Below are 26,795 nucleotides of genomic sequence, written 5' to 3' on the forward strand. Positions count from 1 at the left end.
GGCGGCGCCCGCCACAGCCGCCCCTGCGCCCGCCCCTGTTGACGTCGAGGCGGTGCTGACCGAGCTGGCGGCCCAGAAGGGCGGCGGCGGCAACTGGCGTACCTCCATCGTCGACCTCCTCAAGATGCTGGACCTGGATTCCAGTCTGGACGCGCGTAAGGAACTGGCCAAGGAGCTCGGCGTGAACGCCGGCGCCCACGGCAGCGCCGAGCAGAACGTCGCCCTGCAGAAGGCGGTCTGGAAAAAGCTCGCCGAGAACGGTGGCAAGGTCCCGGCCAGCCTGAAAGACTAGGGCGGCGAGGGGCGGCGAAAGAGCCTTCACCCCCCACGTTAACGGCCATTCAACGCCAACTCGCTCTACTGCGGCCTCCTGCCCGCGTGGAGCGAAGACCGATGGCGCTTGCCGAGACCTCGATGACGCTGGAGGGCGACCGCCAGTCGATCCTCGGCCGCGCCGCCGTCGTCCTGGGCCTGCTCACCTACGCCGCGCTGCTGGGCGTCGCCTGGTGGGCGGTGGTCAACCTGCTTCCCAACGAAGTCACGCTACAGGCCTTCGGGAAGACCAAGGTGGTGAGCGATGTCCACGACCGCATCGTCACTGGCATCGGCCTTGTGGCCGCCATCCTCCCCACCGTGCTCTGGATCGAATGCCTGGCGGTCGGCTGGCGCCGCAGTTCGGCGCGCGCCCTGATCTTCGGGCCCACCATGTCCATGCGCACCGACCTCGCGGTCCTGGTGCTGGGCCAGGGCCATGTCCTGGACCTTGTGGGCAGGGCCATGATGCTGGGACTCTCGATGATCTCTGGAATGGCGATCCGCGACTGGATCAAGGCGCAGACCGGCTTTGCGGTCGACCTGACCAGCCTGCCCTTCGCCGCCCAACTGGTGATCTATTTCTACGTCTACACCTTCTTCGACTATTGGACCCACCGGCTGGACCACAGCCGATTCTTCTGGCCCATCCACCGCTATCACCACTCCGCGCGGGACTTCTGCGTCGTCACCTCAGCGCGTCAGCACCCGGCCGCCTTCAGCGCCTTCTTTGTGATCAATCTGCCGCTGGCGGTCCTGGGCGCGACCCCGGCGGTGATGATCTTTGTCAGTGTGCTGGTGACCACGGTGGGGTTCTTGATCCACTCGCAGCTGACCTCCGACTGGGGCTGGATCGGCCGCTGGGTGATCCAGTCGCCCCTGCACCACCGCCTGCACCATAAACTCGACATGACCGAGCCCACCGGCCACTTCGCCATGGCCCCGATCTGGGACCGCCTGTTCGGCACCTGGCGCGGAACCGCCGACCCCGCCCTGGTGATCGGCGTAGCCCAGCCCTATCGGCACGGCTTCTGGATCGTCCCCGACCTACTGCGCGACTATTGGCATTTCTGGTCGGGCTTCATGGTGAAGCGGACCGACTGAGGCGGCGGCACGGGCCGCAGGCTCAATGTATTTCTTGGTGCCCCAGGTCGGACTCGAACCAACACGCCTCTCGGCAACAGATTTTGAGTCTGCCGCGTCTACCATTTCGCCACTGGGGCCCCAGGAGCGGCGCGCAATGTAGCGGCGGGACCTGCCGCCGCAAGCGGTGATTAGGCCTACTGCGCCGCCGCCTCGTCCTCATGGCGATTGAGCATGGCGTGGGCGGCCAGCAGGATATCTACGGCCACGACGGCGCCGACCACGACCGCCGCCGCCATGGCCGCGCCGCGCTTGGGGTTGTCGCGCCCGGTGGCCTTGCCCAGCGTAAACAGGAACATGGCGTCGCCGCCGACCCGCAGCCAGAACCACGGCCCCGGTCGAACGGGCGACAGCAGGCCTGCTCCGGCCGCGATCTCCCGCGCGCCGAAGGTGGCCACCGACTCCTCGTCGGAGCTCAGCCCCACGAACTTCGCGAGCCGTCGGGGCGCCGCCACGGCCACCAGGCCCAGGCCGAGGCTGACCACACCCAAGGTGCGCTTGATGATGACGAGGTCCAAATCCGTTTCCTCCAGCTCTTGGAGCAGCCAATTCCTGACCCGGCGGCCAGTTCCGGCGAGACCCTTCGCCGCAAGCACGGCCACACTCTCGACGCGGCGTCATCCGAATGATAATCACTCGCAACGAGTGAGGGCGTCCGCATGAACAATCTGTCGATGGATCGGCTGGAGATCGCTGAGGCGGTCCCTGAGGTCGGGATCACCGTGCGACTGAGCGACGCCTCCGTCGGCGATCGGGGCGTCATCGTGGATGTCCGCGCCGAGGACGACGGCCAGGATCACGGGGTCGATATCGAGGAACTTCAGCGCCGCCTGCTGGAGTTCGGCTTCGTCGAGGGTGCGCGGATCGAGGTGATTCACGAGGGCGCCATCGGCCACGACCCCATCGCTGTGCGCCTGGACGACATGCGCGTGGCTCTGCGCCGCCGGGACGCAGGTGAGGTCATCATCCTGCTGGACCGCCCATGACCGACGTCGCCCTGTCGCCGTCCCGGGTCGCTCTGGTCGGCAATCCAAACTCCGGCAAGACCGCGCTGTTCAACGCCCTGACCGGCGGCCGCCAGAAGGTGGCCAACTATGCGGGCGTCACCGTCGAGCGGAAGGAGGGGGTGGTCACCACCGCGTCTGGCCGCACGATCCACGTGCTGGACCTGCCCGGCACCTACTCCCTGCGTGCCCGCAGCCCCGACGAGGTGGTCACCCGCGACGCCGTGCTGGGCCAACTGGCCGGCGAGACCCCGCCCGACGTCATCGTCTGCGTGGCCGACGCCACCAACCTGCGTCTGGTGCTGCGCCTGATCCTGGAGCTGAAGCAGGTGGGCCGCCCGCTGGTGCTGGCGCTCAACATGTTCGACATCGCCCAGCGCCAGGGCCTGCGCATCGACCTCGAGGGCCTGGCCCGCGACATCGGCGCTCCTATCGTCACGACCGTGGCCACCCGCAAGCGGGGCATAGAGGAACTGGTGGCCCAGATCGACGCCACGACTCTCGAGGCCGCGGCGGCCGGCGCCCAGGATTGGCGAGAGCCGGACGCCGGCGAGATCCGCGACGCCCATCGTGAAGCCCAGCGTCTGATGAAGGCCCACGTCCGGCCGCCGGAGCGACCCGACACCCTGACCGGGAAGGTCGACGCGATCCTGCTCCACCCCGTCTGGGGCCTGGCGATCCTGTTGGCCATCCTACTGCTGATGTTCCAGGCGGTGTTCACCTGGGCCACACCGCTGATGGATTTGATCGACGCGGCCATGACCGGCCTTGGCGGCCTGGTGGCCCTGATCGTGCCGGAGGGGCTGGTCCGCAGCCTGATCGTCGACGGCGTCATCGCCGGGGTCGGCAGCGTGCTGGTCTTCCTGCCGCAGATCCTGATCCTGTTCCTTTTCATCATCATGCTGGAAGACTCCGGCTACATGGCCCGCGCCGCCTTCCTGATGGACAAGATCATGGGCGGGGCGGGTCTGCACGGTCGGGCGTTCATCCCCCTGCTCTCCTCCTTCGCCTGCGCGATCCCTGGGGTCATGTCGACGCGGGTGATCGACAGCAAGCGCGACCGGTTGACCACCATCATGGTGGCGCCGCTGATGACCTGCTCGGCGCGAATTCCGGTCTACACCCTGATCATCGGCGCTGTGGTTCCGGCCAAGGTGGTGGGCGGCGTGTTCAGTCTGCAGGGCCTGGTGATGTTCGGCCTCTACGCGGCGGGCATCCTTTCGGCGCTCGGCGTGTCCTTCGTCGTGCGGCGCTTCCTCTGGCGGGGGATGAGCGAGCCCTTCATGATGGAACTGCCCACCTACAAGAAGCCCGACCCCACCAACGTCGCCCGCAATCTGCTGCTGCGCGGACAGATCTTCATGAGCCGGGCCGGGCGGATCATCCTGCCATTGATGGTGCTGGTGTGGTTCCTGTCGACCTTCCCCTACGCGCCGGTGGGCGCCGTCGGTCCGGCCATCGACTACAGCTTCGCCGGGATGATCGGCCATTTCATCCAGCCGGTCCTGGCCCCGATCGGCTTCAACTGGCAGATGTCGGTGGCCCTGGTCCCCGGTATGGCGGCGCGTGAGGTCGCCGTGGCCGCCCTCGGCACCGTCTATGCGGTGGGCGACGCCGAGCAGGCCAGCGGTGGCCTCTCGGCTCGGTTGGCCGAGCAGTGGTCCCTGGCTTCAGGCCTGTCGTTCCTGGCCTGGTACGTCTTCGCGCCGCAGTGCGTGGCGACCCTGGGCGTCGTGAAGCGCGAGACCAACAGCTGGCTGTGGCCCACGGTGATGTTCGCCTACATGGTCGCCTTGGCCTACATCGCCGCCCTGATCGTCTATCAGGTCACCGTGGCCCTGGGCGGCGGGTAGAACGTTCCAAACACAAGTTAAGCGTGAGTTTTAAGGGTGCGATAAATGGCCCCGGCGCAACCTCCGCAGGTGGGAGGCGTCATCATGGAAAAGATCCAAACCGAACGGCGGCGGAGGCCGCGCCCCAAGACCAGCGCCGAGGCCGTGGCCGAGCGCATCCGTCAGACACTCATGCAGTTCGGCGGCGAGGCCCATCGCCGGGAGGTCATCATGCAGATGGCCCGGGACTCCGGCGTCGATGTCCGGAATATCCCCGAAGAGTTGGAGACCACGGTCATCACCAGTTTTGAGGCCGCCTGGAACGACGCGGAGAAGCGCGAGACCTTCGGCTTCACTCTGCGGTTCGGCGAGGGCTCTCATCGTTGGGGCGTCCGGATGCCGGAGACGGCGCACTAAGCGCGGGCCCGGCGTCGCCCGCCAGGGCGTTGGCCGCGGCCTGCAGGCGGCTCAGCAGCCGCTTGAGCAACGACACCTCATCCGGGGCCAGTCCAGAGATCAGCGCCGCTTCATAGGCCAGGGCCAGGGGCGCGATCTCGATGTGCAGACGGGTCCCCTCCAAGGTCAGGGCCAGGACGTGCGACCGCCCGTCGGCATGGTGATCGGAGCGTTCCAGCAGCCGGCGCTTGAACAGCCCCTGGGCCGCCCGGCTCACCGTCACCTTGTCCATGCCGGTGCGCGCCACGATGGCGCCCTGGGTCAGGCCGCCATCCTCCGCCAGCACACAGATCAGCCGCCACTGCGGAATGGTCAGGCCGAACCTGTCCTCATAGGCCCGGGCGATCAGGCCCGAGACCGCGTTGGAGGCCACCGACAAGCGGTAAGGCAGATAGGCGTCCAGCTTCAGCCCCGTCGCGGCGGCGGTTTCGGTGGGCTGGGACTGAACGGTCATCTGGCCGCGACCTCCTGTTCGATGGCGCCGAAGATGGAGTGGCGGCGGGCGTCTCGCATTTCAACCCTCACCCGATCCCCGGCCTTGAGGAACGGGGTCCTGGGCGCACCCTGGGCAAGGGTTTCGATGGTCCGTAACTCTGCGAGGCAGGAATAGCCGACACCGCCTTCGGCCACAGATTTCCCTGGGCCGCCGTCCGGGCCTCGATTCGAGACGGTGCCGGAGCCGATAATGGTCCCCGCGCTCAGCGCCCGGGTCCTGGCCGCATGGGCGATCAGCGTCCCGAAGTCGAAGGTCATGTCGACCCCGGCGTCGGCCTCGCCCAATGGCTTGCCGTTCAGTTCGACCTCCAGGGCGCCGCTCAGCCGGCCGTTGTCCCAGGCCTGCCCCAGGCTGTCGGGGGTCACGGCGACCGGAGAGAAGGATGAAGCAGGCTTGGACTGGAAGAAGCCGAAGTTCTTGGCCAATTCGTCGGGGATCAGGTTCCGCAGCGACACGTCATTGGCCAGCATCACCAGGCGGATGGCGGCGAGCGCCGCCTCGCGGGTCGCCCCTTGGGGCACGTCGCCGGTGATCACCGCGATCTCGCCCTCCATGTCGCAGCCCCAGGCCTCGTCGGCCAGAGGGATGGGATCGCGCGGCGCGAGGAAGCCGTCGGACCCCCCCTGGTACATCAGGGGATCGGTCCAGAAACTTGCGGGCATCTCGGCGCCCCGCGCCTTCCGCACCAGTTCGACGTGGTTCACATAGGCCGAGCCGTCCGCCCACTGATAGGCGCGCGGCAGGGGGCTTTCGGCGTCATGCTCATGGAAGCGGACTCGCGGGATCGAGCCGTGATCCAGACTTTCGGCCAGGCCTTTCAACAGCGGCTCACACCGCTCCCAGTCGTCGAGGGCCGCCTGCAGGGTGGGCGCGATATTGGTCGCCTCCACGCACCAGGCTAGGTCGCTGGACACCACGACAAGGCGTCCGTCGCGCCCCCACTTCAGTGAAGCGAGCTTCATTCCTGGTCTCCCATCATTTCTGTTTTCGTTGGATCGCGGCGTGGGATGACGCGGGTCAGGCGCACCCCACGCTCATAGGCTTCGGGCTGGTAGACGACGACCTCGACGCAGATGTCGCCCTTGGGCTCGTCGGCCCAGAGGTAGTTTCGCTCAAATTGCGCGGAGCGGCCGGCCGGCGTGAAGCCTTCGTAGGTGTCGCCCCAGGAGGTGACCTGGGACAGGTCCCGCCAACCCAGCTCGCAGGCCCTTGCCAGTTCTTCCTCGGCGGCGTCCGCCAAATCCTGCTGGCGGTCGACGCTGGGCATTCAGATACGCACGTCCATGGGGACGGCGGCGAGCGAGCGCTTGTTGCGGTCGAGGGGGACTTTCACCTAGGCGGTCTTCCAGCTGTCGACATAGGCGGCATTCTCAACCGTCGCGGCGGCCTCGCCAACCTCCAACGGGTCGCGGGTGTCGATCATCACGGCATATTCATCGGTGGCGGGCTTGGGCTGGCTGAGCATGTTCTTCAGCGCCTTGGGGTGCGGGCCGTGGGTGAAGCCGGACGGATGGAAGGTCATCATGCCGGCGTCGATGCCGTCGCGGCTGAAGAAGTCACCGGCGTGGTAGAACAGGACCTCGTCGAAATCGTCGTTGTTGTGGAAGAACGGGACCTTCAGGGCCCCCGGATCGGTCTCGAAGGGCCGGGGCGCGAAGGTGCAGACCACGAAGCGGTCTGAGACGAAGGTGGTGTGGACACTGGGAGGCAGGTGGTAGCGGTGGCTCGCCACCGGCCGCAGGTCCTTCACGTTCAGGCGCACAGGCGCCAGGTCCCCATGCCAGCCCACGGCGTCGACGGGATTGTAGGGGTAGGTGACCACCGAAACCTGGCCGCGCTTCTTGATCTCCACGCGGTATTCGCCCGGCTCCGCCTGATGGGCGCGGAAGGCTTCGTCCATGGCCGGGGTGTCAAGCATGGCCGGATCGAACAGGGCGTGGCCGCCCAGCATGCCTTTGTCGGGCAAGGAGAAATGGGTGTTGGTGGCCTGGATCATCAGGACCGCGCTCGGCGCCGAGGGCGTCAGCCGCCACATGGTCCCGCGCGGCAGGTACAGGTAGTCGCCGGCCGCATAGGCGATGCGGCCATAGTCGCAGAACAGGTCGCCGCCCCCTTCGTGGACGAACAGCAGCTGATCGCCGTCGGCGTTGCGGGCCAGGGCCGGCATGGGGGCGGCCAGCTTCCAGAAGCGCATCTCCACGGCGGCGTTGTGCAGGACGACGGGGGCGTTCCAGGGCGAACCCGGCGCCTCGTTCAGGCGGGCCAGGTCGAAGGCGCGGGGGCGCAGCGGGCCCTCGAAGCTGGTCCAAGATGTTGGTGGCCGTGGATGGTGCAGGAAGGCCGCGGGACCGAAGAAACCCTCCTTGGAGACCTCTCGCTCATAGGTGCCGGTGGGCATGTCGGCGTGGGCCTGGCGGGAGTGAACCCCTTGTGCGCCACGGATTGGGATCCAGTTGCGAGCCATCACACCTCGTCCTTGTAGATGCCGACCGACATTGGCCGACTTTCGACCGACATTGCCCGATACATGCCCGAGGTGTTGAAGCTCCAGGCCACGTCGCCATTGGGTGCGACGGCGATCACGCCGCCATCGCCGCCGAGCGCGGTCAACCGATGTTGCACCACCTCATCGACCGCGGCCTGCAACGAAAGGCCCTTCATCTCCACCAGGGCCGAGATGTCGCGCGCGACCGTCAGGCGGATGAAGTACTCGCCGGTCCCGGTGGCCGAGACCGCGCAGCCGGCGTTCGACGCATAGGTCCCCGCCCCGATCAGGGGGCTGTCGCCTACCCGGCCCCAGCGCTTGCCGGTTGTGCCGCCGGTGGAGGTGGCCGCCGCCACGTCGCCGTGGATGTCGAGGGCGACGACGCCGACCGTCCCGTGCTTGCCTTCGTCGTGAGCCAGTCCGTGGGCCGGGTCGGGGCGGTCGGCGCCGACCGGCTCGGGCGGGATTGGCAGGTTCTCGGCCTTGAGGAAGTTGGTCAGGCTGCGCCAGCGTCGTGCCGTGTGGAAGTGGAAGGGCTCCACCAGTTCCTCGCCCTGATCGGCGGCGAAGTCGTCGGCGCCCTTGCCGATCAGCATGACATGGGGCGAGCGCTCCATGACCGCGCGGGCGAGCGTGATCGGATGCCGCGCACGGGTGACGCCGGCCACCGCGCCGGCGGCCAGAGTGCGGCCCTCCATGATCGCGGCGTCCAGTTCGTTGCGGCCTTCCGCCGTAAAGACCGCCCCCCGGCCGGCATTGAACAGAGGGTCGTCCTCCAGCAGACGGACGGCGGTCTCGCAGGCGTCCAGGGCCAGGCCGCCCGTCTTCAGCACCTCGGCGCCGGCCTGCGTCACCCGGGTCAAGGCGGCGCGATAGGCGGCCTCCTGCTCAGGCTTGAGGTGGGCGCGTTCGATTGCCCCTGCCCCGCCATGCACGACAATAGCCCACTTCGGCGGCAATCAGCCCTCCTTGGCCGGCAGAACCCCACGACGCACCTGGTCCAGCTCGATGGACTCAAACAGCGCCTTGAAGTTGCCCTCGCCGAAGCCCTCGTTGCCCTTGCGCTGGATCAGTTCGAAGAAAATCGGCCCGATCATGTTCTCGGTGAAGATCTGCAGCAGCAGACCCTGGCCCTCGGTCGGCGCCCCGTCCATCAAGATCTGGTCGGCGCGCAGGCGCTGCAGGTTCTCGCCGTGGCCTTTCACGCGGTCGGGCAGCTGCTCGTAATAGGTCTCCGGCACCGACTGGAAGCGGACCTCGCGGTCCCGCATGGTCTCGACGGCGTGGTAGATGTCGCCGGTCCCCAGCGCCACGTGCTGGATTCCCTCGCCGTGGTAGTCCTTGAGGAACTCCTCGATCTGGGAGTGGTCGTCCTGGCTCTCGTTGAGCGGGATGCGGATCTTGCCGCACGGGCTGGTCATGGCCTTGGAGATCAGGCCGGTCTGGGCGCCCTCGATGTCGAAATAGCGGATCTCCCGGAAGTTGAAGATGCGCTCGTAGAAGTCGGCCCACTTGGCCATGTTCCCGCGGAACACGTTATGGGTCAGGTGGTCGAGATAGGTCAGGCCGACACCATTCGCAGCCTCGGCCTCCGCCGCGCCGGGGACGGGCACGAAGTCGACGTCGTAGATCTCCTGGGCCCCGTAGCGGTCCACCAGATAGAGGTTCGAGCCGCCGATCCCCTCGATGGCCGGAATGTTCAGCTCCATCGGGCCGACCGGGCCGAGCACAGGCTTGGCGCCGCGCTCCAGGGCCAGGGCCATCGCCTTGGCCGCGTCCTTGACCCGAAAGGCCATGGCGTTGGCCGACGGGCCGTGGATCTGCCGGAAGTCGGCGGGCTGGCCGGCGGGCTCCATGTTCAGCAGGAAGTTGATGTCGCCCTGGCGCATGCGGATGACATTCTTCGACCGGTGCTTAGAGACCGCCGTGAAGCCCATCTTCTCAAACAGGCCCTTCAGCAGGTCCGGATCGGGGGCGGTGAACTCAACAAACTCAAAGCCGTCGGTTCCGAGGGGGTTGTCGAACAGGTCGCGAGAGGGGGCCTGGGCGTTCATGTGCACGCTCCTTCGAGCAGATATAGTATCATTTGAAACCAAATGCCTGATCCGAGCCGGCGAGACAAGCCTTGCCGCGCCTGCTAGCAAACGTGTGAACAGCCGCTTCGGATCACAATGCTTCGCAAACTCTACGACTGGGTCATGGGCCTAGCCGGGTCGCGCCACGCGCCCGTCATGCTGTGCGGGGTGTCCTTCGCCGAGAGCTCGTTCTTCCCGATCCCGCCCGACGTCATGCTTGCGCCGATGGTGCTGGCCCGTCCAGAGCGGGCCTTCCTCTATGCCGGGCTCTGCACGATCTCCTCGGTGCTGGGAGGCTGCCTCGGCTATTTCATCGGTTACCACTTGGGGGACCTGGGCCATTGGCTGCTGGCCCTGATGGGTCACGCCGACGGCGACGCCGCCTTCAAGACCTGGTTCGAGGAATGGGGTCTGTGGGTGATCCTGATCAAGGGCCTTACCCCAATACCCTACAAGCTGGTGACCATCGCCTCAGGTCTGGCCGAATTCTCCTTCATCACCTTCCTCTGGGCCTCGGTGGTGACCCGCGGCGCGCGGTTCTTCCTCACCGCCACCCTGCTGAAATACTTCGGCCCGGCGGTCCGCGAGGAGGTCGAAAAACGCCTGACCCTCTACACCGTGATCGGCGTGGTGGTTCTGGTTGGTGGCATTGTCGCGCTGAAAGTCTTGGGCTGAGCCCGGTTTTGCGCTCATATCGCGCGCCATGATGTCGTTGATCCGCGCTGTTCTCGACCGCTGGGCCTTCTGGGCTCTCGGATCGTCCGCCCTGATGCTGGCGATCGCCCATGCCTTCGAAACCTTTGGCGGCTACGCCCCCTGCACGCTCTGCCTGCGAGCACGCGAGATCTACTGGGTCGCGGGCAGCCTCGCCCTGATCGCAATCCTGGTCTGCAAGCTGCCGCGCGGTCCCCGCTGGCGCGGGCTGTTCGACATAGGCCTCGCCCTGGTCTTCGCCGTCGGCGTCGGGGTGGCGGTCTATCACGCCGGCGCGGAGTGGAAGTGGTGGCCCGGCCCCTCGACCTGCGCCTCGACAGGGGCGGCGGTGAGCACCCAGGCCATGACCGACCTCCTGGGCGGCGCGAAGATCCGACCACCGGCCTGCGATGAAGCCGCCTGGGTGTTCCTGGGCCTGTCGATGGCCGGCTGGAACGCCCTGATCTCCCTGAAGCTGACCATCCTTAGCGCATGGGCCGCCGTCGGCGACCGGCGTCGGGCATGAGCGACAAACCCGTCCCCCCTCGCCCTGGACAGGGCGCCACCGCCGCTCGCCTGGCGGAAATCCTGCGGGTCGACCACGCCGGCGAGATGGCGGCGGTGCAGATCTATCGAGGCCAGCGCGCCGTCCTCGGCGCCTCCAAGGGCCATGAGCGGATCGCCAGCCAACTGGCCGAGATGGAGGGGCACGAGGCCGTCCACCTGGCCCGCTTCGACACCCTGCTGACCGACCATGGCGTTCGGCCGACCGCGATGACTCCGGTCTGGCGACTGGCGGCCTTTGCGCTTGGCGCCGGCACCGCGCTGCTCGGAGAGAAGGCGGCCCACGCCTGCACCGAGGCCGTCGAAGACGTGATCGAGCAGCACTATGCGGGACAGGTCGCCGAACTCACTCAACGCGAACCCGCGCTGGCCGCCGAATTGTCCAAGTTCCGTGACGAGGAGCTGGCCCACCGTGACCACGCCGTGGAGGAAGGCGCTCGTGAGGCGCCGGGCTACCCGATCCTGGCCGCCGTGATCCGCGCCGGCTGCAAGGCCGCCATCAAGATCAGCGAGAAGCTATGACCGACGCGCAGATCGAAGCCCTGCGTCGCGGCGCCGAGTCACCCGTCGCCGCGGGTCCCGCCGATATCGACGCCGTCGCCGACGACCTGAACGAAGCCTTCCGCACCGACCCGCAGTTCTGCTGGTTCCTGCGTAACGACAACCGCCGCGAGGCCGCCCGCCTGCGGTTCATGAAGATGCTGCTCAAGGAGATCGCCCTGCCCACCGGCGAGGTGACGAGGCCCGCCGGCGGCGGCGCGGTCTCGATCTGGATTCCGTCGGAGGCGCTAGGCCCCAACAGCCTGCTGCAGGAACTGCGGGTCTTCCCCGCCATCCTCGGCGCCACCGGGTTCGGGCGGATCGGGCGGCTGGCCGCCATGCGCAAGATCATGGACGAATTGCACCCCATGGAACGGCCCCACGCCTATCTGTGGTTCCTCGGCGTCCGCCCGGAAGCGCAAGGTTTGGGGCTCGGCTCGCGGATGCTGAAGGCGGGTCTCGCCAAGGTCGACGCCGCCAGCCTGCCCGCCTACCTAGAATCCTCCAACGAGGCCAACGTGCCGCTCTATCGGCGCTATGGCTTCGAGGTGATGCGGGAGTTCCGCGCCCGCCCCGACGCCCCGCCCGCCTGGGCCATGTGGCGCGAGCCGCAGGCGGTGTGACCGGCCCTGCCCGCACTCTGCTGCTGACCCGAGGGATCCGCGCCTTCGGGGACGGCTTCGTCGCGCTGCTGCTGCCGGTCTATCTGATCGCCCTGGGCTTCTCCCCGCTGCAGGTGGGGATGCTCACCACCGCCACCTTGCTGGGCTCGGCGGCCCTCACCCTGGCGGTCGGCGCCGTCGCGCACCGCGTCAGCACACGCCGACTGTTGATCGCGGCCTCAGGCCTGATGTTCCTCACTGGCCTTGCCTTCGCGGGCCTTGGGAGCTTCTGGCCACTTGTCGTGGTGGGCTGCGTCGGCACGCTCAATCCCTCCGGCGGCGACGTCAGCCCCTTCCTGCCGCTGGAGCAGTCGATGCTGGCTCACAGCGCGACCGACTCCGAGCGCACCAGTCTCTTCGCCCGCTATAGCCTGACGGGCTCCCTGATGGTGGCCGGGGGCGCGCTCGCCGTCGGCCTGGCCGAGCAACTGGGCCACCATTTCGCTTGGAGCAGCCTCGACATCGCACGTGGCATGTTCCTGCTCTACGGGGTCCTGGGCCTGGTGGTGATGGTCCTCTACCGAGGCCTGCCGGCCGTGGAGAGCGACGCGGAGAAGGCTCGAACACCGCTCGGTCCGTCCCGCAACCGGGTCTTTCTGTTGGCTGGCCTATTCAGTATCGACAGCTTCGGCGGCGGCTTTCTCGTCCAGTCCCTGCTGGCCCTCTACCTCTTCCAGCACTACGGCCTGTCGCTGACCACGGCCTCGGCGCTGTTCTTCTGGATGGGTGTGCTGACCGCCTTCTCGCAGTTGGCTTCGGGGCGGCTGGCCAAGAAGATCGGCCTGGTGAACACCATGGTCTTCACCCACATCCCGGCCAATATCTGCCTGATGCTGGTGGCCTTCGCGCCGAACCTGACGGTGGCCATGGGCCTGCTGCTGGTGCGCTCCACCCTCTCGGCCATGGATGTGCCCGCGCGGTCTTCCTACGTCATGGCCATCGTCACCCCACCGGAGCGGGCGGCGGCCGCCAGCCTGACCAACGTGCCCCGCAGCCTGGCCTCGGCGCTCAGCCCGTCGATCGCGGGCCTGCTGCTGACGCTCAGCCCCTTCGCCTGGCCGCTGCTGATCGGCGGCGGCCTGAAGATCGGCTACGACCTGCTGTTGCTGCTGATGTTCCGGACGGTGAAGCCGCCGGAAGAAATGCGCTAGCGGACGCCCAGGGTCCGGCGCCCAAAGGCGAAGAGGGCCGCCAGCGACGCCTCCACCACAATGGGCATGACCATGTCAGGCGAGAGGCCTTCCGTACCCACGGTGATCAGGCGGCCGGTCAGGGCGAGGCCGACCAGGACCAGGGGCACGGTCGCCAGGCGCCGGTCGTCCCGGATCGCGGCGGCGAGCGCGAAGGCCCCCATGCCACCGAAGAACCCGCCGATATCGGCTCGCAGCGTGGCCAGCCCCAGGCCGCCGACGGGAGAGACGCCGAGGGTGGCGGCCGGCACGGTCGGATCGATCCACAGCCGCAGGGCGCCGAAGAGGGCGAGAACGCCGAGCGCGCCGATGAGCAGGCGGGGCAGGAGTCGGAGCATGATAGGATTCCAGATCGCTTGATTGTGGCGCGATACATGCCACTATTTCCCGGCAAAACGAAACCTGGCCGCCCCATGACCCTGACCTACGACCTCTATTGGTCCTTCCGCTCGCCCTACTCCTACATGATCATGCACCGGCTGACGGCGCTGGAGCGGGACTATGACGTCACCTGCAATGTGCGGCCGGTGTACCCGCTGGCGGTGCGCACGCCGGAGTTCTTCGACACCCGCGATCCGCTCTGGTTCAGCTACTTCTTCGCCGACATCCACCGCGAGGCGCAGTTCCTGAACCTGCCCTTCCGCTGGCCCAGACCCGATCCGGTCTACATGGACATGGCCACCCGGACCTACCCGAAGGACCAGCCGCACATCCATCGCCTGACCCAGATGGGCGCGCTCGCAGCTGAGCAGGGCAAGGGCCTGGCCTTCCTCGAGGAGATCAGCAAGACGATCTGGAACGGAACCGTGGATGACTGGCACCTGGGGGAGCACATCGCCCAGGCCACCGCACGGGCCGGCCTGGATCCAGCCACCTTCGCGGCCACGGCGGACGCTGAGTCAGAGCGTCTCAACGCGGTGATTGAGGCCTCCCAGGTCGCCCAACGGGACGCCGGTCACTACGGCGTGCCTATGATCGCCTTCAACAAGGAGCCGTTCTTCGGCCAGGACCGGTTCGACCAGTTCAAGTGGCGGCTGGAGCAGCAGGGGCTCAAGGCGCGCTAGAGCCCTTTCCGATCTGACCGCTTCAGTCAGATCGGATCAAAAGGGCTCTAATTCAAAAATTTAGAGCATTTTTCGATCCGATAGCCGTTTCACACCTATCGGAAAATGCTCGAGGCGCCGGCTGCGGGGATCAGACCCCCGACCGCGCGACACCCAGGGTGCGCTCCCGGACGGCGCGCCACTCCTCGGCATAGTCGCAATCGGCGTAGCCGGCGAAATAGGGGCCGCCGCGGGTGAAGTGGGCGATCTTCGCTGCGGGGTTGGCCGGGTATTCTCCCACTAGCCAGTTCCATTCCAGCGGCAGGCCGCCAATGTCGGCATCGCCGTCCAGCCAACGGAATTGGTGCAGGTCCAGGCCGCTGGCGGTGTCGACATAGTCCGGCGTCAGAGCCCGGCAGCGCGCGTTGTTGAACAGGACCACGCTGGACCAGTTCTTCTTCGGATAGGCCAGCTGCTGGGCGCCCAGGAACTTCACGTCGTCGCGCGGGACGTAGTCGTGCTGCGCCACCATCACGTCGAACCGGTCGTCGGCCAGGGCGAACAGCTCGGCGATGTCGGCCCGCACCAGCATGTCGCAGTCCATGAACAGCGACCATCCCTCGTAGCTCGACAGGTACGGGGTCAGGAACCGGCTGAAGGAGAACTCCGTCGACTGCTGCGACACGCGGGCCCGGCTGTGCAGCCCCGGCAGGGTGGACAGCGCGATCGGCGTGATCCGCAGCGGCCGCGTCGCGTGGTCGATGAGGCTCTGGCTGAGCACATGGTAGGCGACGCGCTCGGCCACGTCATAGCCGATGTAGATGTCCAGCGTAGGCGGAAGGGACAACCGGAGCTCCAGGACGACGCTGGGGACGCGCCCCGGACAGGAGCTAACGTTTTAGCGATGGGTGCGGAAACGCCAAGCTGATCCGGCGGTCGTCACGCCTCCAGCTCGATGTCCCAATAGAGGTAGTCGAGCCAGCTCTGGTGCAGGTGGTGCGGCGGGAACTTGCGGCCACGTTCCTGGAGTTCGTGGGCGCTGGGACGCCGGGCCTTGTGGCGCGGGAACATGTGCGCCTCCTGCGGGGTGCGGCCGCCCTTGGTCAGGTTGCAGCGGGCGCAGGCGGTGACGATGTTCTCCCAGGTGGTGCGACCGCCGCGCGAGCGCGGCACCACGTGGTCGAAGGTCAGGTCCGCGCTCGAGTGGCAGTACTGGCAGGTGAAGGCGTCGCGGAGGAACAGGTTGAACCGCGTGAAGGCCGGCGGCCGGTCCTGGGCCACGTACTGTTTCAGCGAAACCACGCTGGGCAGCTTCATGGCGAAGGATGGGGAGTGGATTTCCTGGTCGTAGTTGGAGACCACATCGACCCGGTCGAGGAAGACCGCCTTGATCACGTCCTGCCAGGGCCAGAGCGACAGGGGGTAGTAGCTGAGCGGCCTGAAATCCGCGTTCAGCACGAGGCAGGGCCAGCCGGACGGCGGGTGGGTGAGCACCTTCATCGCCGGTCGTCCCGGTGCGCTAAGGCGCCAGATGGGTACGCGTGGAAACTGAAGACGAAGCCCTCACTCTCAACCGCGCTATCGGCGAACCGGTTGGAACCTTGAGGCCCCAGATTCCCGACGCAGGAGAACTATAGGAGAGATTCTGAGACATCGCCATGACGGCGACGTTGCGGCCTGCACCCCGCTCGCAACCCAAATGATCAGGCGAGCGGGGTGATGCCGAAGGGCATTAGGCGCCGACGATGGCGGTGGCGCCGGCGAGCGTCAGGCTGAGGGCGACGAAGGCGACGACGATGGCGGTGTCGAAGAAGCGGGCGAAGGCGTGATCGTTGTGGGTGAACATGATGATGGTCCTTGGTGTTGCCGGAGCCCCCGGCCGGGTTGTTCATGTGAACAACGCTAAGATACCTCGCATCTGAACAATGTACAGATACATTTTACAGTGTACGCTATGCATTTACGCATAGCCCTGGCCTCGGCGTTTCAGGCCAGAAAAAAGGGCCCCCGAAGGGGCCCTTGCGATCAGGGATCGACTTTCCTTCTTAGGCGCCGACCACTGCGGTGGCGGCGGCGACGGTGAGGCCCAGGACCAGCAGGATGGCGGGGGCGATACGGTCGAAGAAGCGTTCGAAGTTAGCGAGAGACATGACACACACCTTGTAAGTTTGAACCCGCGGGGAGGCGGGGCGTTTGTTATTTGAACAATGCTAAGATAACAGCGATCTGAACGCCGTCAAGATGATCTTTACGGCGTCCAGATATACTTTTACAGTGAGCCCGATGAGAGAAACTACAGCCGCCGAGTCCCGGCCCTATCACCACGGCGACCTCAGCCGCGCCCTGATCGACGCGGCCCGCCGTCTGTTGGAATCCGAGGGGCCGTCGGCCCTGTCGCTCCGCGCCGTGGCGCGCGAGGCCGGCGTCAGCCCGGCCGCGCCCTATCATCACTTCAAGGACAAGGGTGAGTTGCTGGAGGCCGTGGCCACCGAGGGCTGGGATATGCTGAACCAGTCGCTGTCGGCGGCCCGCAAGTCGGCCCAATCGGTGAAGGACAAGCTGACCGCGCTGGGCGTGGCCTACGTTGTCTTCGCCCGCGAGAACCCCAGCCTCTACCGCATCATGTACGACGGCTCGCGCAACAAGGAAGAATTGCCCTCCCACGTCCACATGGAGGACGACAGCGCCTATTGTCAGGTCCGCGACACCTTGGTTGAGGCTGGCGCCGATCCCAGCGACGAGATCGCCCTGGAACTGGCCACCACCGCGGCCTGGTGCGCCGCCCACGGCCTGGCCGAGATGGCCTCCTTCAAACAGTTCGACACCTTGAAGACCGCGCTCGGCAGCGAGGAAGCCTTCCTGCGCGGCGTCTTCGAGCACATGAAGATTTTCGCCGACGACCACGGCAAGTAGACAAGGGGCGTGACCACGCCCTTCACCACCCGTTTCGCCCCCTCTCCCACCGGTCGCCTCCACCGGGGGCACGCCTTCTCGGCGCTCACCGCCCATGACGCGGCCCGCGCGGCGAAGGGGCGCTTCCTGCTGCGCATCGAGGACATCGACGTCACCCGTTGCCGACCGGAGTACGAAGCCGCCATCCACGAGGACCTGGCCTGGCTGGGGCTCGAATGGGAACAGCCGGTGCGGCGGCAGTCCGAACACCTCGCCGAATATCAAACCGCCATCGAAGCCCTCGCGGAACGCGACCTGCTCTACCGCTGCTTCCGCACCCGCCGGGAAATCGCCGAGGCGATCGCCAGCGCGCCCCACGGCGCGATGGAGACCTGGCGAGGCTCCCCTCTTCCCGCCGACGACGAAGCGCGTCGACTTGCGGCGGGGGAGGCCTTCGCGTGGAGACTCTCCCTCGACAAGGCCCTTGCCAAGGTCGGCCCCCTGACCTTCGTCGAGGAGGGGTCAGGGCCGAGCGGCGAGAGCGGCGTCATCACCGTCCAACCCCACCTCGGGGGCGACGTGGTGCTGGCTCGCCGCGACGTCGGGGTCGCCTATCACCTGGCCGTCACCCTGGACGACGCCCTCCAGGGGGTGACCCACGTGATCCGCGGCGAGGACCTGTTCGAGGCGACCCACGTCCAGCGCCTGCTGCAGGCCTTGCTCGGCTTACCCGCACCGGTCTATCGCCATCACCGGCTGCTGACTGGCCCCGACGGCAGGCGCTACGCCAAGCGCGACCAGGCCCAGACCCTGGCTGAATTGAGGGCCGCCGGCGTCACCTCGCAGGCGCTCCGCGCGGAGATGGGACTTTGACCGACCAACCCGACGATCGTGGCAAGGCCCTCGCGATGCTGCTGATGGGCGCCTGTGTCATCGGCGTCGGCCCGATACTGGTGCGGCTGTCGGAGGCCGGACCCGCGGCGACGGGTTTCTGGCGGCTGGTCTTCGCCCTGCCCTTGCTGGCCATCATGGCCCAGAGAACGGGCGGCGGTGTCGGCAAGGCGCCTTGGGCCGCCGTGCTGGCGGGCGTCGCCTTCGCGCTCGATCTCAGCTTCTGGCACTACGGCATCGCCTATACCTCGGTGGCCAAGGCGACCGTGTTGTCGAACCTCACTCCCGTGCTGGTGACCGCCTTCGCCTGGATTTTTCTGAGGCAGCGCCCCCGGCGTCTGTTCGTGCTGGCCGTGGCCCTCGCGGTAGCCGGAGCCTGGACCATGGCGCTTACCAAGGGCGCCGGCTCGACCGGCGTGAACCCGCCTTTGGGGGACGCTCTCTCGGCGGCGACAGCCGTATGGTACTCGCTCTATTTCCTCCTGGTCGCCAGCGCACGGCAGTCGATGTCGGCGACCCGGATCATGTTCTGGTCCACCCTGGTGGGCGCACCGCTGATGCTGCTGGCGGCCCTTGGCCTGGGCGAGCCGATTATCCCCGCGGGCCTCGGGGGCTGGGCGGCCTGCGCGGGCCTCGGCCTCATGCACGTCGCTGGCCAGGGTTCCATCGCGTGGGCGCTCGGACGACTGCCGGCCGCGACCGCGTCGGTCGTCGTTCTGGTTCAGCCTGTGGTGGCCGCGGCCCTCGGGTGGGTCTTGTTCAATGAACTGCTGGGAACCTGGCCCGCCATCGGCGGCGCCGTGGCGCTCGCCGGTGTCGTACTCGCCCAATGGGCAAGCCGTCCCAGACCTGTCGAGGCTTCACCGGTCAGCGCATGACGCCGAGCAGATAAAGGACGATGATGATTGGGATCGGGATGCCGACCGCCCAGAGCAGAATGCCCTTCATGATGCGAACTCCTCAGTAGGCCCACAGCCAACGCGACGGACGCGGGGTGGGTTCCTGAGACTCAGAGGTCCCAGGCCTGCCGGGCGGCTTCGATCCGCGCCAGCTTGGCGTGGAAGTCGGTCCAGTCATCGTCGGCCGCGATGGCCTCCCAGATCGCCTCGATCTCGTCGATGATCAGCTCTTCCGGCTCGGCCTTGGCGAAGTAGGGATCGAGCAGACGGCCCGGCCGCTCCGGCTCTGTTTCGGCCACTCGGCGGCGGAAATCGGCGAAGGGCTGGCCGCCATAGATGTCACCGCGCGGGCTGGCCATGGCCCGGCCCACATCCCCGCAGAACCAGTCGAAGAAGAAGGGCTCCCATCGCAGCCGTTCGCCCCCGGCCGCCAGGGCCGTGAAGGCCGCGTTGACCAGGCCTGCGTCCAGCTCCCGGCCACGGCTCTTGAGGCCCAGGCGCCGAAGCATGGCGGCCGCCAGTCCACCGCGATAGGCGTCGGCGAAGCCATTTAGAGCCTCCACCAAGGGCTGCTGCTCCCCCACCATGGAGAGGCAGCCCCCCAGGTTCTGCAGGTTCCAGAACACCGCCTCCGGCTGCCGGCCAAAGCTGTAGAGACCTTGGCTGTCGAAGTAGGCGGCGACGAAGTTGGGATCGTTGTGCGGCAGGAACCGGTAGGGGCCGTAGTCGAAGCTCTCGCCGGTGATGTTCATGTTGTCGGTGTTGAGCACCCCGTGGACAAAGCCCGCCGCCATCCAAGAGGCCGCGAGCGTCCCGGCCCGCTCCACCACCGCCGTCAGCAGGGCGCAGGTGCGGTCCGGCACCTTGTCCAGCTCGGAGTAATAGGTCTCGATGACGTAGTCGACGAGGCGGACGAGTTCGCGCGGCTGTTCCAGAAACGCCTGGCGCTGGAAGGTGCCGAAACGGATGTGGCTGTGCGACAGGCGGGTCAGGACCGCCGAACGGGTCGGGCTGGGCTCGTCGCCGCGCTCCAGGGCCTCGCCGGTCTCGATCAGCGAGAAGGACTTCGAGGTCGGAACGCCCAGGGCCTCCAGCATTGCGGTGGCCAGCACCTCGCGCACGCCGCCCTTCAGGGTCAGGCGACCATCGCCGGCCCGCGACCAGGGGGTGGTCCCCGAGCCCTTGGTCCCGAGGTCCAGCAGACGGTCGGTCCCGACTTCCCGCAGTTGGGCGAAGGTGAAGCCGCGACCATCGCCCAGGTCGGGGTTGTAAACCCGGAACTGGTGGCCGTGATAGCGCTGCGCCAGGGGCGTTTCGATGTTGTCCGGCAGCGGCTGGAAGCGCCCGAAGTGCGCCACCCACTCGGCGTCGGTCAGGGTATCCAGACCCACGGTGGCGGCGGCGCGGTCATTGCGGAACCGCAGCAGGGTCTGGGGAAAATCAGCCGCCGCGACAGGGTCGGCGAACTCCGGGCCGAGGTCAGGCAGGCGCGGATCGGGGCGGTAGGCGGACGAGACGGGCATGGGCGCCAGATGGAACTGAAAACCGGCGACGGCAAGCTTGGTTGTGATGCGCCGGTCACGCGAGGCATGCTACCGCTCGGCCATGGCGCGACGCATCACCCTCGATTTCCTGAAGACCGAAGCCGCCTCGGGCATGATCCTGGCGGGCGCGGCCCTGGTGGCCATCGTTCTGGCCAACTCCCCGTGGTCACAGAACTATTTCAGCTTCATCGCCCGCGAATTCACGATCCAGGTCGGAGCCTTCGACGAGACTCATTCCGTGCGGGCCTGGGTGAAGCAGGGCCTGATGACCATTTTCTTCTTCGTCGTGGGGATGGAGATCAAGTTCGAGATCCTGCGCGGTGAACTGTCAAACCCCAGGCGTCTGGCCCTGCCGGCCATGGCCGCGATCGGCGGCATGGCGGTTCCCGCGGGTGTCTATCTGGCCTTCAACCTCGGGGCTGGCGGGTCGCCGCAGGGCTGGCCCACGACCTCGGCCACAGACATCGCCTTCGCCCTCGCCGCCCTCGCCATCGCCGGCAGGACCCTGCCCCCCTCGCTGCGGGTCTTCCTGCTGACCCTGGCCATCGCCGACGACCTGGGCGCCGTGCTGCTGATCGGCCTGCTGTTCACCGCCAAGGTCAATCTCCTGGCGCTGGGCGGGGCGGTCTCGACGCTGGCGCTGATGTTCCTGCTGGGGCGCTGGAAGACCGCGCCCTACTTCTTCTACGCCTGCTGCTTCGTGCTGATCTGGGCCTTCACCCTGAAGAGCGGGATCAATACCTCGCTGGCCGGGGTGGCGGCCGCCATGACCGTGCCCATCGAGCCCCGCCGCCCCGGCCAGGGCGGCGTGCTGCACTACTTCATGGGCAGCCTGCACGGCTATGTGGCCTTCCTGATCCTGCCGCTGTTCGCCTTCACGGCGGCGGGGTTCAGCCTGAGCGGCCTGTCCCTGAAGGAGCTGTTCAGCCCGGTGGCCCTGGGGGTCGCGCTGGGCCTGTTCCTGGGCAAGCAGGTGGGGGTGTTCGGGGCCGCGGCCCTGGCCATGGGGCTGAAGCTGGCCCGGCGGCCGACGGGGGCCAAGTGGATCGAGCTCTATGGGGTCGCGGTGCTGTGCGGGGTGGGCTTCACCATGAGCCTGTTCATCGGCACGTTGGCCTTCAGCCCGCAGGACGTGGCCGGACAGACCGAGGTGCGGATCGGGGTGATCGCGGGCTCGCTGATGTCCGCCGCACTGGGCATGGCGGTGCTCGCCTGGTCCCAGGCGCGGCGCCGGTCAGAGCAGGGCTGAGGCCCAGGTCTCGTCGTCGCGGGGGGCGGCCAGGACGGGGACGCCACCGGCGAACTGAGCGATGGCCGCGACGGTCTGGGGGAAGTCGGGCGCGTCGGGATCGGCGGTCTGGCTGATGACAATCCCAAGCACGGCAAGGCCTCGCGACCGCAGGACCTCCAGAGCCGTCAGGGTGTGGCTGACCCCGCCGAGGTAGGAGCCGCCCACCAGGATGGTGGGTAAGCCCAGCGCCAACTGCAGGTCCAGGCCGGTGGCGTCTTCGGCCATGGGGCTCATCACCCCGCCCGCGCCCTCCACCAGCAGGAGGTCGGCGGTCTGGGCGGCCAGGACCGGGCGGCAGACGGTCAGGAGGTCGGCCAGGGTGAGGCTCAAACCCTCCAGCCGGGCGGCCATCGGCGGCGACAGGGCGGCCTCGAAGCGCAGGGGGGACATGGCCTCCAGGGCCTCGACCGACAGGTCGCCCCCAAGCGCCGCGATCAACCGTCCGGGATCACTGGTGACGGCCGTGGATGGAAGATAACCGGTTACGACGGGCTTCAGGGCGGCCACCGACAGGCCCTTGACGCGGGCGGCCTTGAGGAGGGCGCAGGCGGCCCAGGTTTTCCCCACATCTGTATGGGATCCAGCAATGAAGACGGCCCTCATGCGATCAGACCGACGATGGCCGACATCAGACCGTCTATGTCCCGCGACGTGTGACCGGCGGTGAAGGCCAGGCGCAGGCGGGCGGTCCCGGCGGGCACGGTGGGCGGTCGGATAGCGACGGCGAGGAAGCCTGCCGATTCAAGGCTTTGCGCGATGTCCAGCGCCCGGTCGGCCTCGCCGATGAGGATCGGAACCACGGCCGATGTGGCGTCCGGCAGGTTGAGGCCGCGAGTGAAGCGCCGCGCGTTGGCCAGCGGCGCGGCCACCAGGTCCGGCTCGGCGGCGATCACGTCCAGGGCCGCCAGGGCCGCGGCCGCGTTGGCGGGGGGCAGGCCGGTCGTATAGAGGAAGGTCCGGGCGCGGGTCTTGATCAGGTCGATGACCGGCCCGCTGGCGCAGACATAGGCCCCGTAGCCGCCCAGCGCCTTGGAGAAGGTGCCCATGGCCAGATCGATGCGGGCGGTGGGATAGAGCGAGCCGGACCCCGCGCCACCGGCCCCAACCACGCCCAGGCCGTGGGCGTCGTCCACCAGCAGCCAGGCGTCGTGCGCGCGGGCCAGGTCGCTGATCTGGTCGAGGGGCGCCAGGTCCCCGTCCATCGAGAAGACCCCGTCGGTGGCGATCAGGCAGCGGGCCGCCGCGCCGCGATGGCCGGCCAGCTTCTCCGCCAGGTCGGCCATGTCGTTGTGGCGGAAGGCCAGCACCGTGGCGCCGGACAACTGCGCGCCCGACCAGATGCAGGCATGGGCCAGCTCGTCGGCCAGGATCAGGTCGCCGGGCCCCATGAGGGTGGGGATGATCCCGGCATTGGCGAGATAACCCGAGCCGAACACACAGGCGGCGTCCTTGCCCTTCAACGCCGCCAGCCGAGCCTCGAGCTCGCCGAAGATCGGATGGTCGCCCGTCACCAGCCGCGAGGCGCCCGCCCCCGCGCCATAGCGCTCGACGGCGGCGATGGCGGCGCCCTTCACCGCCGGATGGTGGCTGAGGTTCAGGTAGTCGTTGCAGGAGAAGGACAACAGGCGCCGCCCGCCCCGCTGCACCCAGAGGCCGTCGATCCGGTCGGTGGGCACCAGCCGCCGGCGCAGGCTGGCGCCCTCCAGCTGGTGGAGCTTCTCGTCGGCGAAGGCGGTGAGGCTGTCGGTCATGGGGCGCCGATATGCACCGGGCCGGAACCCGAGGAAAGGCCGGACGCCAGGTCACCCGCCCGGGGCGCGCGCACCAAGCACGAAGGCCAACCCCACCACCAGGCAGAACCAGACGACGCCGGCCGCCGCGCGGATGGAAAGCTTGCGGCCAGGCGGCGGCGGACGCGAAACCGCCTCGGCGGGCGGCGCGCCGGCCGTCCCGTTCATCCAGGCGATCATGTCGGCCACCACGACCTGATCCTCGTAGAAGCCGCAGTGGCGAAGGCCCTTTTGGCCCTCTCGAGGCGGAAGGCTGAGGACCCGGCTGCCTGGCGGCAGGTCCCACAGAGGACGGACATCGGGGCTCACCCGCAGGGCCATGGTGAAGAGCGGGCTCTCGCCGCCGAAGGCGAAGCGCGAACCGCGCAGAGCGGCGCCGATCAACGCCGCCAGGGGCGTCAGCCACATAACCCAGGCTCCGACGGTTGCGACCGCCACGAAGCTGTAAACCCAAGCCGCCCCCGAGGCCGCATAGGTGGGAGACCCTTCGCCCGCGACCGCCGAGACGGAGGCAAACACGAGCAGGGCCGCGCCCTGAGCGGCCACCACGCCGGGCCCGGCGAGCCGCACCAGCCGCTGGGGCCACCAGAACATGGCGCTCAGGCGGTCGAGGGTGTGCAGCAACAGGCCCGCCTCGTCGGCCGGCACGGTGGCGATATAGACCGGACAGCCCGGACCGGTCTGGTTGGCGAGGTCAGCATGGCGCGCCTGGAGGCGCGGGAGCCGTTCGTCCAGCCATCTGGCTATCCAGGTCCGCATCTTCGCCTGGGTGGAGATCCCCAGGGGGACCCCGTAGAGGGCGGCGACCACCACGAAGCCCAGGCCCCAGTTCCCAGGCAGAAGGATCGAGACCAGCACGGCGGCCACTGCGAAGAGCAGGAACCCCAGGTAGGCTCCGACGATCGAGGCGAGCAGGGCGAACTGCGCCGAATTGGCGGTGATGTTGCGGCGCCTGACATTGAGGAAGGGGGTGCCGAGGAAGGCGATGGTGGCGACCTGCGCCTGCGGGTCCAACCGTCGCGCGGCATAGAGGACGACATTGCCGCCATGGCTGTGGCTGATCAGGTGTAGCCGCGCGGCGGGCCATGTCGCGCAGAGCGATTGCAGCATCATGGCCAGTTCGGCCCCGGCCTGCAGACGGGCGCCGTGATGGTTGGCGCCCGACCACCGGAAGGTCCGCACCTGACAGTCGGGCAGGCCCAGACGCAGGCTGTGGGCGAGGGCGGCGTCCTCCCCCACCCACTCGGCGTCCCGTGCATGGGTGCCGTGCACCAGCACTACCAGATTTTGCGCCATCGCTCCCCCAATACGCGCCGATGCTGCATGGCGCCGGCGGACGCGTCCATCGCCAGATTGTGACATGGGCGGCGTCAAAACTTACCCGTGGTTAAGGCCGAACACCCATATTTGGGGGACGGCTCAGTTGCGCCCGGAGTACCGCGTCCATGTCATCCGACCCCAGGCCGGCCGACGATCTTTCGACCTTCTTCGATGTGTCGCTGGACATGTTGTGCATCCGCGACGCGGCAGGCTGCTTCGTGCGGGTCAGCCCGTCCTGGACCACCGTGCTGGGCTGGACGCCGGACGAATTGATCGGCAAGCCGCTGCTGCCCCTGATCCATCCTGACGACGTCCCGGCCACCGCCGACCTGATGGCCTCGATCCTCTCGGACGGCGAGATCGTCGGTTTCGTGAACCGCTACCGCCATCGCGACGGACGCTACCGGCAACTGGAGTGGCGCGCGCGGCTATCGGGCGACCAGGTGTTCGCCGTCGCCCGCGACGTCACCGACCGGGTGGCGGCCGAAGCGGAGATGAAGGCCGCCCACGCCGCGGCCGAAGCGGCCAACCAGGCCAAGACCGACTTCCTGGCCAATATGAGCCACGAGATTCGCACCCCGCTGAACGGGGTGATCGGGGTGGTGGCGGCCCTGGCCCAGACAGAGCTTTCCGCCGACCAGAGCGAGATGGTGGGCCTGATCGAGACCTCGGGCCTGACGCTGGAGCGGCTGGTCTCCGACATCCTGGACCTGTCGAAGATCGAGGCCGGACGGCTGGAGATCGAGACCGCGCCCTTCGACCTGTCCGAGGCCCTGGAAGGCGTGCTGCAGATCAACCGACTGAAGGCTGATGAGAAGGGCCTGACCTTCGCCGCCGACTTCGACGAGACGGCGCGCGGCGAGTTCCTGGGGGATGCTGTCCGGCTGAAGCAGGTGGTGGGGAACCTGCTCTCCAACGCCGTGAAATTCACCGACCAGGGCGGGGTTCGCCTGCGGGTCGGGGTGGCCGAGGACGGCGACGCGCCGGCCTGCCTGACGGTCGAGGTGCGCGACACCGGGGTGGGGTTTGACGCGGCGGCCGGCGCCGGCCTGTTCCAGCGGTTCAGCCAGGCCGACGCCACCATCACCCGGCGGTTCGGCGGAACGGGGCTGGGCCTGTCGATCTGCAAGGCCATCGTCGAGATTATGGGGGGCGAGATTTCCGCCAGCTCCGAGCCCGGGCGCGGCAGCCTGTTCCGCGCCAGTTTCCCCCTGCCCCGGGTCCGCGCCCTGGCCGACTATGACGCCCAGCCCGCCAACGACGCGGCGCAGGCGCCCCTGGCCCGGGTCGACGCCCTGCGGGTGCTGCTGGCCGAGGACCACCCGATCAACCAGAAGGTCGTGCAGCTGATCCTGGCGCCGCTGGGCGCCGAGATCACGGTGGCGGAGGATGGGGCCCAGGCCCTGGCCGCGTTCAAGGTCGGGGTCTTCAACCTGGTGCTGATGGACATGCAGATGCCGGTGATGGACGGCCTGACCGCCACCATGGCCCTGCGCGACGAGGAACGGCGGCGCGGCGGGCCACGGACCCCGATCATCATGCTGAGCGCCAACGCCATGACCCAGCACCGCCGCGACGCCATGGCCGCCGGCGCCGACCATCACATCGCCAAACCCATCACCGCCCACCTGCTGATGGACGGCATCGAGGTGGTGTTCGAACGGGCCGAGGCG

The 26,795-nt window shown here is 67.9% G+C and carries 30 protein-coding genes and 1 tRNA gene; 16 read left to right on the forward strand and 15 right to left on the reverse strand.

Translation table 11 applies throughout. From position 1 onward, the window contains the following. Both AAC997_RS13390 and AAC997_RS13395 read left to right on the forward strand, forming a co-directional pair. On the forward strand, positions 1-292 hold a 292-nt coding region (locus AAC997_RS13390; protein ID WP_340646199.1), incomplete at its 5' end, for a DUF3597 domain-containing protein. Positions 293-393: 101 nt separating this feature from the next. Continuing rightward, positions 394-1,416: a sterol desaturase family protein gene (locus tag AAC997_RS13395; protein ID WP_340646200.1), complete on the forward strand. Its 1,023-nt coding sequence runs from the start codon at positions 394-396 to the stop codon at positions 1,414-1,416. Between the two features lie 35 nt (positions 1,417-1,451). Here AAC997_RS13395 and AAC997_RS13400 read toward each other — a convergent pair. Together AAC997_RS13400 and AAC997_RS13405 are read right to left on the reverse strand one after the other, a co-directional pair. Next, positions 1,452-1,535, reverse strand: a tRNA-Leu gene (locus tag AAC997_RS13400). 57 nt (positions 1,536-1,592) lie between these two features. Next, a complete protein-coding gene (locus AAC997_RS13405; RefSeq protein WP_340646201.1) occupies positions 1,593-1,973 on the reverse strand; it encodes a hypothetical protein in 381 nt (126 codons plus the stop codon). Positions 1,974-2,114: 141 nt separating this feature from the next. Here AAC997_RS13405 and AAC997_RS13410 point away from each other — a divergent pair, with 141 nt between their 5' ends. From AAC997_RS13410 to AAC997_RS13420, 3 genes are all read left to right on the forward strand, one after another. Next, on the forward strand, positions 2,115-2,441 hold the full coding sequence (locus AAC997_RS13410) for a FeoA family protein (protein WP_340646202.1): 327 nt from the start codon (positions 2,115-2,117) through the stop codon (positions 2,439-2,441). Beyond that, positions 2,438-4,312, forward strand: a complete 1,875-nt coding sequence (locus tag AAC997_RS13415; RefSeq protein WP_340646203.1) for a ferrous iron transporter B — start codon at positions 2,438-2,440, stop codon at positions 4,310-4,312. Before AAC997_RS13410 ends, AAC997_RS13415 begins: the two co-directional genes overlap by 4 nt. Positions 4,313-4,396: 84 nt before the next feature. Further along, complete coding sequence (locus tag AAC997_RS13420) at positions 4,397-4,708, forward strand: hypothetical protein (RefSeq protein WP_340646204.1); 312 nt, start codon at positions 4,397-4,399, stop codon at positions 4,706-4,708. On the opposite strand, the gene AAC997_RS13425 is transcribed toward AAC997_RS13420, so the two are convergent. From AAC997_RS13425 to hppD, 6 genes are all read right to left on the reverse strand, one after another. Beyond that, complete coding sequence (locus AAC997_RS13425) at positions 4,644-5,201, reverse strand: MarR family winged helix-turn-helix transcriptional regulator (protein WP_340646205.1); 558 nt, start codon at positions 5,199-5,201, stop codon at positions 4,644-4,646. The genes AAC997_RS13420 and AAC997_RS13425 overlap by 65 nt on opposite strands. Beyond that, entirely contained in the window at positions 5,198-6,205 is a 1,008-nt protein-coding gene (locus AAC997_RS13430) for a fumarylacetoacetate hydrolase family protein (protein ID WP_340646206.1), read from the reverse strand. Before AAC997_RS13430 ends, AAC997_RS13425 begins: the two co-directional genes overlap by 4 nt. Further along, positions 6,202-6,510, reverse strand: a complete 309-nt coding sequence (locus AAC997_RS13435; protein WP_340646207.1) for a hypothetical protein — start codon at positions 6,508-6,510, stop codon at positions 6,202-6,204. Before AAC997_RS13435 ends, AAC997_RS13430 begins: the two co-directional genes overlap by 4 nt. A gap of 66 nt (positions 6,511-6,576) precedes the next feature. Then, a complete protein-coding gene (locus AAC997_RS13440; RefSeq protein WP_340646208.1) occupies positions 6,577-7,707 on the reverse strand; it encodes a homogentisate 1,2-dioxygenase in 1,131 nt (376 codons plus the stop codon). Next, positions 7,707-8,687, reverse strand: a complete 981-nt coding sequence (locus tag AAC997_RS13445; RefSeq protein ID WP_340646209.1) for an isoaspartyl peptidase/L-asparaginase — start codon at positions 8,685-8,687, stop codon at positions 7,707-7,709. Before AAC997_RS13445 ends, AAC997_RS13440 begins: the two co-directional genes overlap by 1 nt. Further along, on the reverse strand, positions 8,688-9,782 hold the full coding sequence (gene hppD / locus AAC997_RS13450; protein ID WP_340646210.1) for a 4-hydroxyphenylpyruvate dioxygenase: 1,095 nt from the start codon (positions 9,780-9,782) through the stop codon (positions 8,688-8,690). Positions 9,783-9,899: 117 nt separating this feature from the next. Between hppD and AAC997_RS13455 the strand changes: the two genes are divergently transcribed. Genes AAC997_RS13455 through AAC997_RS13475 form a run of 5 tightly spaced genes read left to right on the forward strand, consistent with a single transcriptional unit; the run spans position 9,900 to position 13,413 of the window. Then, complete coding sequence (locus AAC997_RS13455) at positions 9,900-10,478, forward strand: YqaA family protein (RefSeq protein ID WP_340646211.1); 579 nt, start codon at positions 9,900-9,902, stop codon at positions 10,476-10,478. A 31-nt stretch (positions 10,479-10,509) separates the two neighbouring features. Beyond that, positions 10,510-11,022: a disulfide bond formation protein B gene (locus AAC997_RS13460; RefSeq protein ID WP_340646212.1), complete on the forward strand. Its 513-nt coding sequence runs from the start codon at positions 10,510-10,512 to the stop codon at positions 11,020-11,022. Further along, on the forward strand, positions 11,019-11,582 hold the full coding sequence (locus AAC997_RS13465; protein WP_340646213.1) for a demethoxyubiquinone hydroxylase family protein: 564 nt from the start codon (positions 11,019-11,021) through the stop codon (positions 11,580-11,582). Before AAC997_RS13460 ends, AAC997_RS13465 begins: the two co-directional genes overlap by 4 nt. After that, the gene (locus tag AAC997_RS13470) at positions 11,579-12,223 is read left to right on the forward strand and encodes a GNAT family N-acetyltransferase (protein WP_340646214.1); all 645 of its coding nucleotides are present in this window, start codon (positions 11,579-11,581) and stop codon (positions 12,221-12,223) included. The genes AAC997_RS13465 and AAC997_RS13470 overlap by 4 nt, the downstream gene beginning before the upstream one ends. Beyond that, on the forward strand, positions 12,220-13,413 hold the full coding sequence (locus tag AAC997_RS13475; RefSeq protein WP_340646215.1) for an MFS transporter: 1,194 nt from the start codon (positions 12,220-12,222) through the stop codon (positions 13,411-13,413). Before AAC997_RS13470 ends, AAC997_RS13475 begins: the two co-directional genes overlap by 4 nt. Here the strand turns inward: AAC997_RS13475 and AAC997_RS13480 are convergent. After that, positions 13,410-13,790 (reverse strand): hypothetical protein, encoded by a 381-nt coding sequence (locus AAC997_RS13480; RefSeq protein ID WP_340646216.1) that lies wholly within the window; start codon positions 13,788-13,790, stop codon positions 13,410-13,412. The two genes, AAC997_RS13475 and AAC997_RS13480, sit on opposite strands and share 4 nt — an antisense overlap. A gap of 75 nt (positions 13,791-13,865) precedes the next feature. Between AAC997_RS13480 and AAC997_RS13485 the strand changes: the two genes are divergently transcribed. Continuing rightward, positions 13,866-14,516 carry a DsbA family protein gene (locus AAC997_RS13485; RefSeq protein ID WP_340646217.1) on the forward strand — a complete coding sequence of 217 codons (651 nt, stop codon included), beginning with the start codon at positions 13,866-13,868 and terminating at the stop codon, positions 14,514-14,516. A gap of 130 nt (positions 14,517-14,646) precedes the next feature. Here the strand turns inward: AAC997_RS13485 and AAC997_RS13490 are convergent, their stop codons facing one another. Then, entirely contained in the window at positions 14,647-15,342 is a 696-nt protein-coding gene (locus tag AAC997_RS13490; protein WP_340646218.1) for a hypothetical protein, read from the reverse strand. Positions 15,343-15,434: 92 nt separating this feature from the next. Further along, on the reverse strand, positions 15,435-15,995 hold the full coding sequence (locus tag AAC997_RS13495) for an HNH endonuclease (RefSeq protein WP_340646219.1): 561 nt from the start codon (positions 15,993-15,995) through the stop codon (positions 15,435-15,437). A 783-nt stretch (positions 15,996-16,778) separates the two neighbouring features. Between AAC997_RS13495 and AAC997_RS13500 the strand changes: the two genes are divergently transcribed. The 3 genes from AAC997_RS13500 to AAC997_RS13510 are packed head-to-tail and all read left to right on the forward strand — an operon-like array spanning position 16,779 to position 19,156. Next, positions 16,779-17,408, forward strand: coding sequence for a TetR/AcrR family transcriptional regulator (locus tag AAC997_RS13500; RefSeq protein WP_340646220.1), 630 nt, complete (start codon positions 16,779-16,781; stop codon positions 17,406-17,408). Positions 17,409-17,417: 9 nt separating this feature from the next. Beyond that, positions 17,418-18,260, forward strand: a complete 843-nt coding sequence (gene gluQRS, locus AAC997_RS13505) for a tRNA glutamyl-Q(34) synthetase GluQRS (RefSeq protein WP_340646221.1) — start codon at positions 17,418-17,420, stop codon at positions 18,258-18,260. Then, a complete protein-coding gene (locus AAC997_RS13510) occupies positions 18,257-19,156 on the forward strand; it encodes a DMT family transporter (RefSeq protein ID WP_340646222.1) in 900 nt (299 codons plus the stop codon). The genes gluQRS and AAC997_RS13510 overlap by 4 nt, the downstream gene beginning before the upstream one ends. A gap of 131 nt (positions 19,157-19,287) precedes the next feature. On the opposite strand, the gene AAC997_RS13515 is transcribed toward AAC997_RS13510, so the two are convergent. Continuing rightward, positions 19,288-20,700, reverse strand: coding sequence for a YdiU family protein (locus AAC997_RS13515; protein WP_340646223.1), 1,413 nt, complete (start codon positions 20,698-20,700; stop codon positions 19,288-19,290). A gap of 46 nt (positions 20,701-20,746) precedes the next feature. On the opposite strand from AAC997_RS13515, the gene nhaA reads away from it, so the two are divergent. Then, on the forward strand, positions 20,747-21,970 hold the full coding sequence (gene nhaA / locus AAC997_RS13520) for a Na+/H+ antiporter NhaA (RefSeq protein ID WP_340646224.1): 1,224 nt from the start codon (positions 20,747-20,749) through the stop codon (positions 21,968-21,970). Here nhaA and bioD read toward each other — a convergent pair. The 3 genes from bioD to AAC997_RS13535 are packed head-to-tail and all read right to left on the reverse strand — an operon-like array spanning position 21,956 to position 25,098. After that, positions 21,956-22,615, reverse strand: a complete 660-nt coding sequence (gene bioD / locus AAC997_RS13525) for a dethiobiotin synthase (RefSeq protein ID WP_340646225.1) — start codon at positions 22,613-22,615, stop codon at positions 21,956-21,958. The genes nhaA and bioD overlap by 15 nt on opposite strands. After that, positions 22,612-23,763, reverse strand: coding sequence for an 8-amino-7-oxononanoate synthase (gene bioF, locus AAC997_RS13530; RefSeq protein WP_340646226.1), 1,152 nt, complete (start codon positions 23,761-23,763; stop codon positions 22,612-22,614). The genes bioD and bioF overlap by 4 nt, the downstream gene beginning before the upstream one ends. A 51-nt stretch (positions 23,764-23,814) precedes the next feature. Beyond that, a complete protein-coding gene (locus tag AAC997_RS13535) occupies positions 23,815-25,098 on the reverse strand; it encodes a hypothetical protein (protein WP_340646227.1) in 1,284 nt (427 codons plus the stop codon). Positions 25,099-25,247: 149 nt separating this feature from the next. Here AAC997_RS13535 and AAC997_RS13540 point away from each other — a divergent pair. Continuing rightward, positions 25,248-26,795 (forward strand): ATP-binding protein (locus AAC997_RS13540; RefSeq protein ID WP_340646228.1); only part of this gene is annotated, 1,548 nt, incomplete at its 3' end.

It is taken from the genome of Phenylobacterium sp. (assembly GCF_037968635.1).
Lineage (GTDB): Bacteria > Pseudomonadota > Alphaproteobacteria > Caulobacterales > Caulobacteraceae > Phenylobacterium.

Coding starts and splice junctions, on each gene's coding strand:
- AAC997_RS13495 (WP_340646219.1), bottom strand. CDS start 15,995: ATGAAGGTGCTCACCCACCCGCCGTCCGGCTGGCCCTGCCTCGTGCTG.
- AAC997_RS13455 (WP_340646211.1), top strand. CDS start 9,900: ATGCTTCGCAAACTCTACGACTGGGTCATGGGCCTAGCCGGGTCGCGC.
- AAC997_RS13435 (WP_340646207.1), bottom strand. CDS start 6,510: ATGCCCAGCGTCGACCGCCAGCAGGATTTGGCGGACGCCGCCGAGGAA.
- AAC997_RS13430 (WP_340646206.1), bottom strand. CDS start 6,205: ATGAAGCTCGCTTCACTGAAGTGGGGGCGCGACGGACGCCTTGTCGTG.
- AAC997_RS13460 (WP_340646212.1), top strand. CDS start 10,510: ATGTCGTTGATCCGCGCTGTTCTCGACCGCTGGGCCTTCTGGGCTCTC.
- AAC997_RS13425 (WP_340646205.1), bottom strand. CDS start 5,201: ATGACCGTTCAGTCCCAGCCCACCGAAACCGCCGCCGCGACGGGGCTG.
- AAC997_RS13485 (WP_340646217.1), top strand. CDS start 13,866: ATGACCCTGACCTACGACCTCTATTGGTCCTTCCGCTCGCCCTACTCC.
- hppD (WP_340646210.1), bottom strand. CDS start 9,782: ATGAACGCCCAGGCCCCCTCTCGCGACCTGTTCGACAACCCCCTCGGA.
- AAC997_RS13410 (WP_340646202.1), top strand. CDS start 2,115: ATGAACAATCTGTCGATGGATCGGCTGGAGATCGCTGAGGCGGTCCCT.
- bioD (WP_340646225.1), bottom strand. CDS start 22,615: ATGAGGGCCGTCTTCATTGCTGGATCCCATACAGATGTGGGGAAAACC.
- AAC997_RS13395 (WP_340646200.1), top strand. CDS start 394: ATGGCGCTTGCCGAGACCTCGATGACGCTGGAGGGCGACCGCCAGTCG.
- AAC997_RS13535 (WP_340646227.1), bottom strand. CDS start 25,098: ATGGCGCAAAATCTGGTAGTGCTGGTGCACGGCACCCATGCACGGGAC.
- AAC997_RS13440 (WP_340646208.1), bottom strand. CDS start 7,707: ATGGCTCGCAACTGGATCCCAATCCGTGGCGCACAAGGGGTTCACTCC.
- AAC997_RS13480 (WP_340646216.1), bottom strand. CDS start 13,790: ATGCTCCGACTCCTGCCCCGCCTGCTCATCGGCGCGCTCGGCGTTCTC.
- AAC997_RS13465 (WP_340646213.1), top strand. CDS start 11,019: ATGAGCGACAAACCCGTCCCCCCTCGCCCTGGACAGGGCGCCACCGCC.
- AAC997_RS13515 (WP_340646223.1), bottom strand. CDS start 20,700: ATGCCCGTCTCGTCCGCCTACCGCCCCGATCCGCGCCTGCCTGACCTC.
- nhaA (WP_340646224.1), top strand. CDS start 20,747: ATGCGCCGGTCACGCGAGGCATGCTACCGCTCGGCCATGGCGCGACGC.
- AAC997_RS13420 (WP_340646204.1), top strand. CDS start 4,397: ATGGAAAAGATCCAAACCGAACGGCGGCGGAGGCCGCGCCCCAAGACC.
- AAC997_RS13470 (WP_340646214.1), top strand. CDS start 11,579: ATGACCGACGCGCAGATCGAAGCCCTGCGTCGCGGCGCCGAGTCACCC.
- AAC997_RS13500 (WP_340646220.1), top strand. CDS start 16,779: ATGAGAGAAACTACAGCCGCCGAGTCCCGGCCCTATCACCACGGCGAC.
- AAC997_RS13415 (WP_340646203.1), top strand. CDS start 2,438: ATGACCGACGTCGCCCTGTCGCCGTCCCGGGTCGCTCTGGTCGGCAAT.
- bioF (WP_340646226.1), bottom strand. CDS start 23,763: ATGACCGACAGCCTCACCGCCTTCGCCGACGAGAAGCTCCACCAGCTG.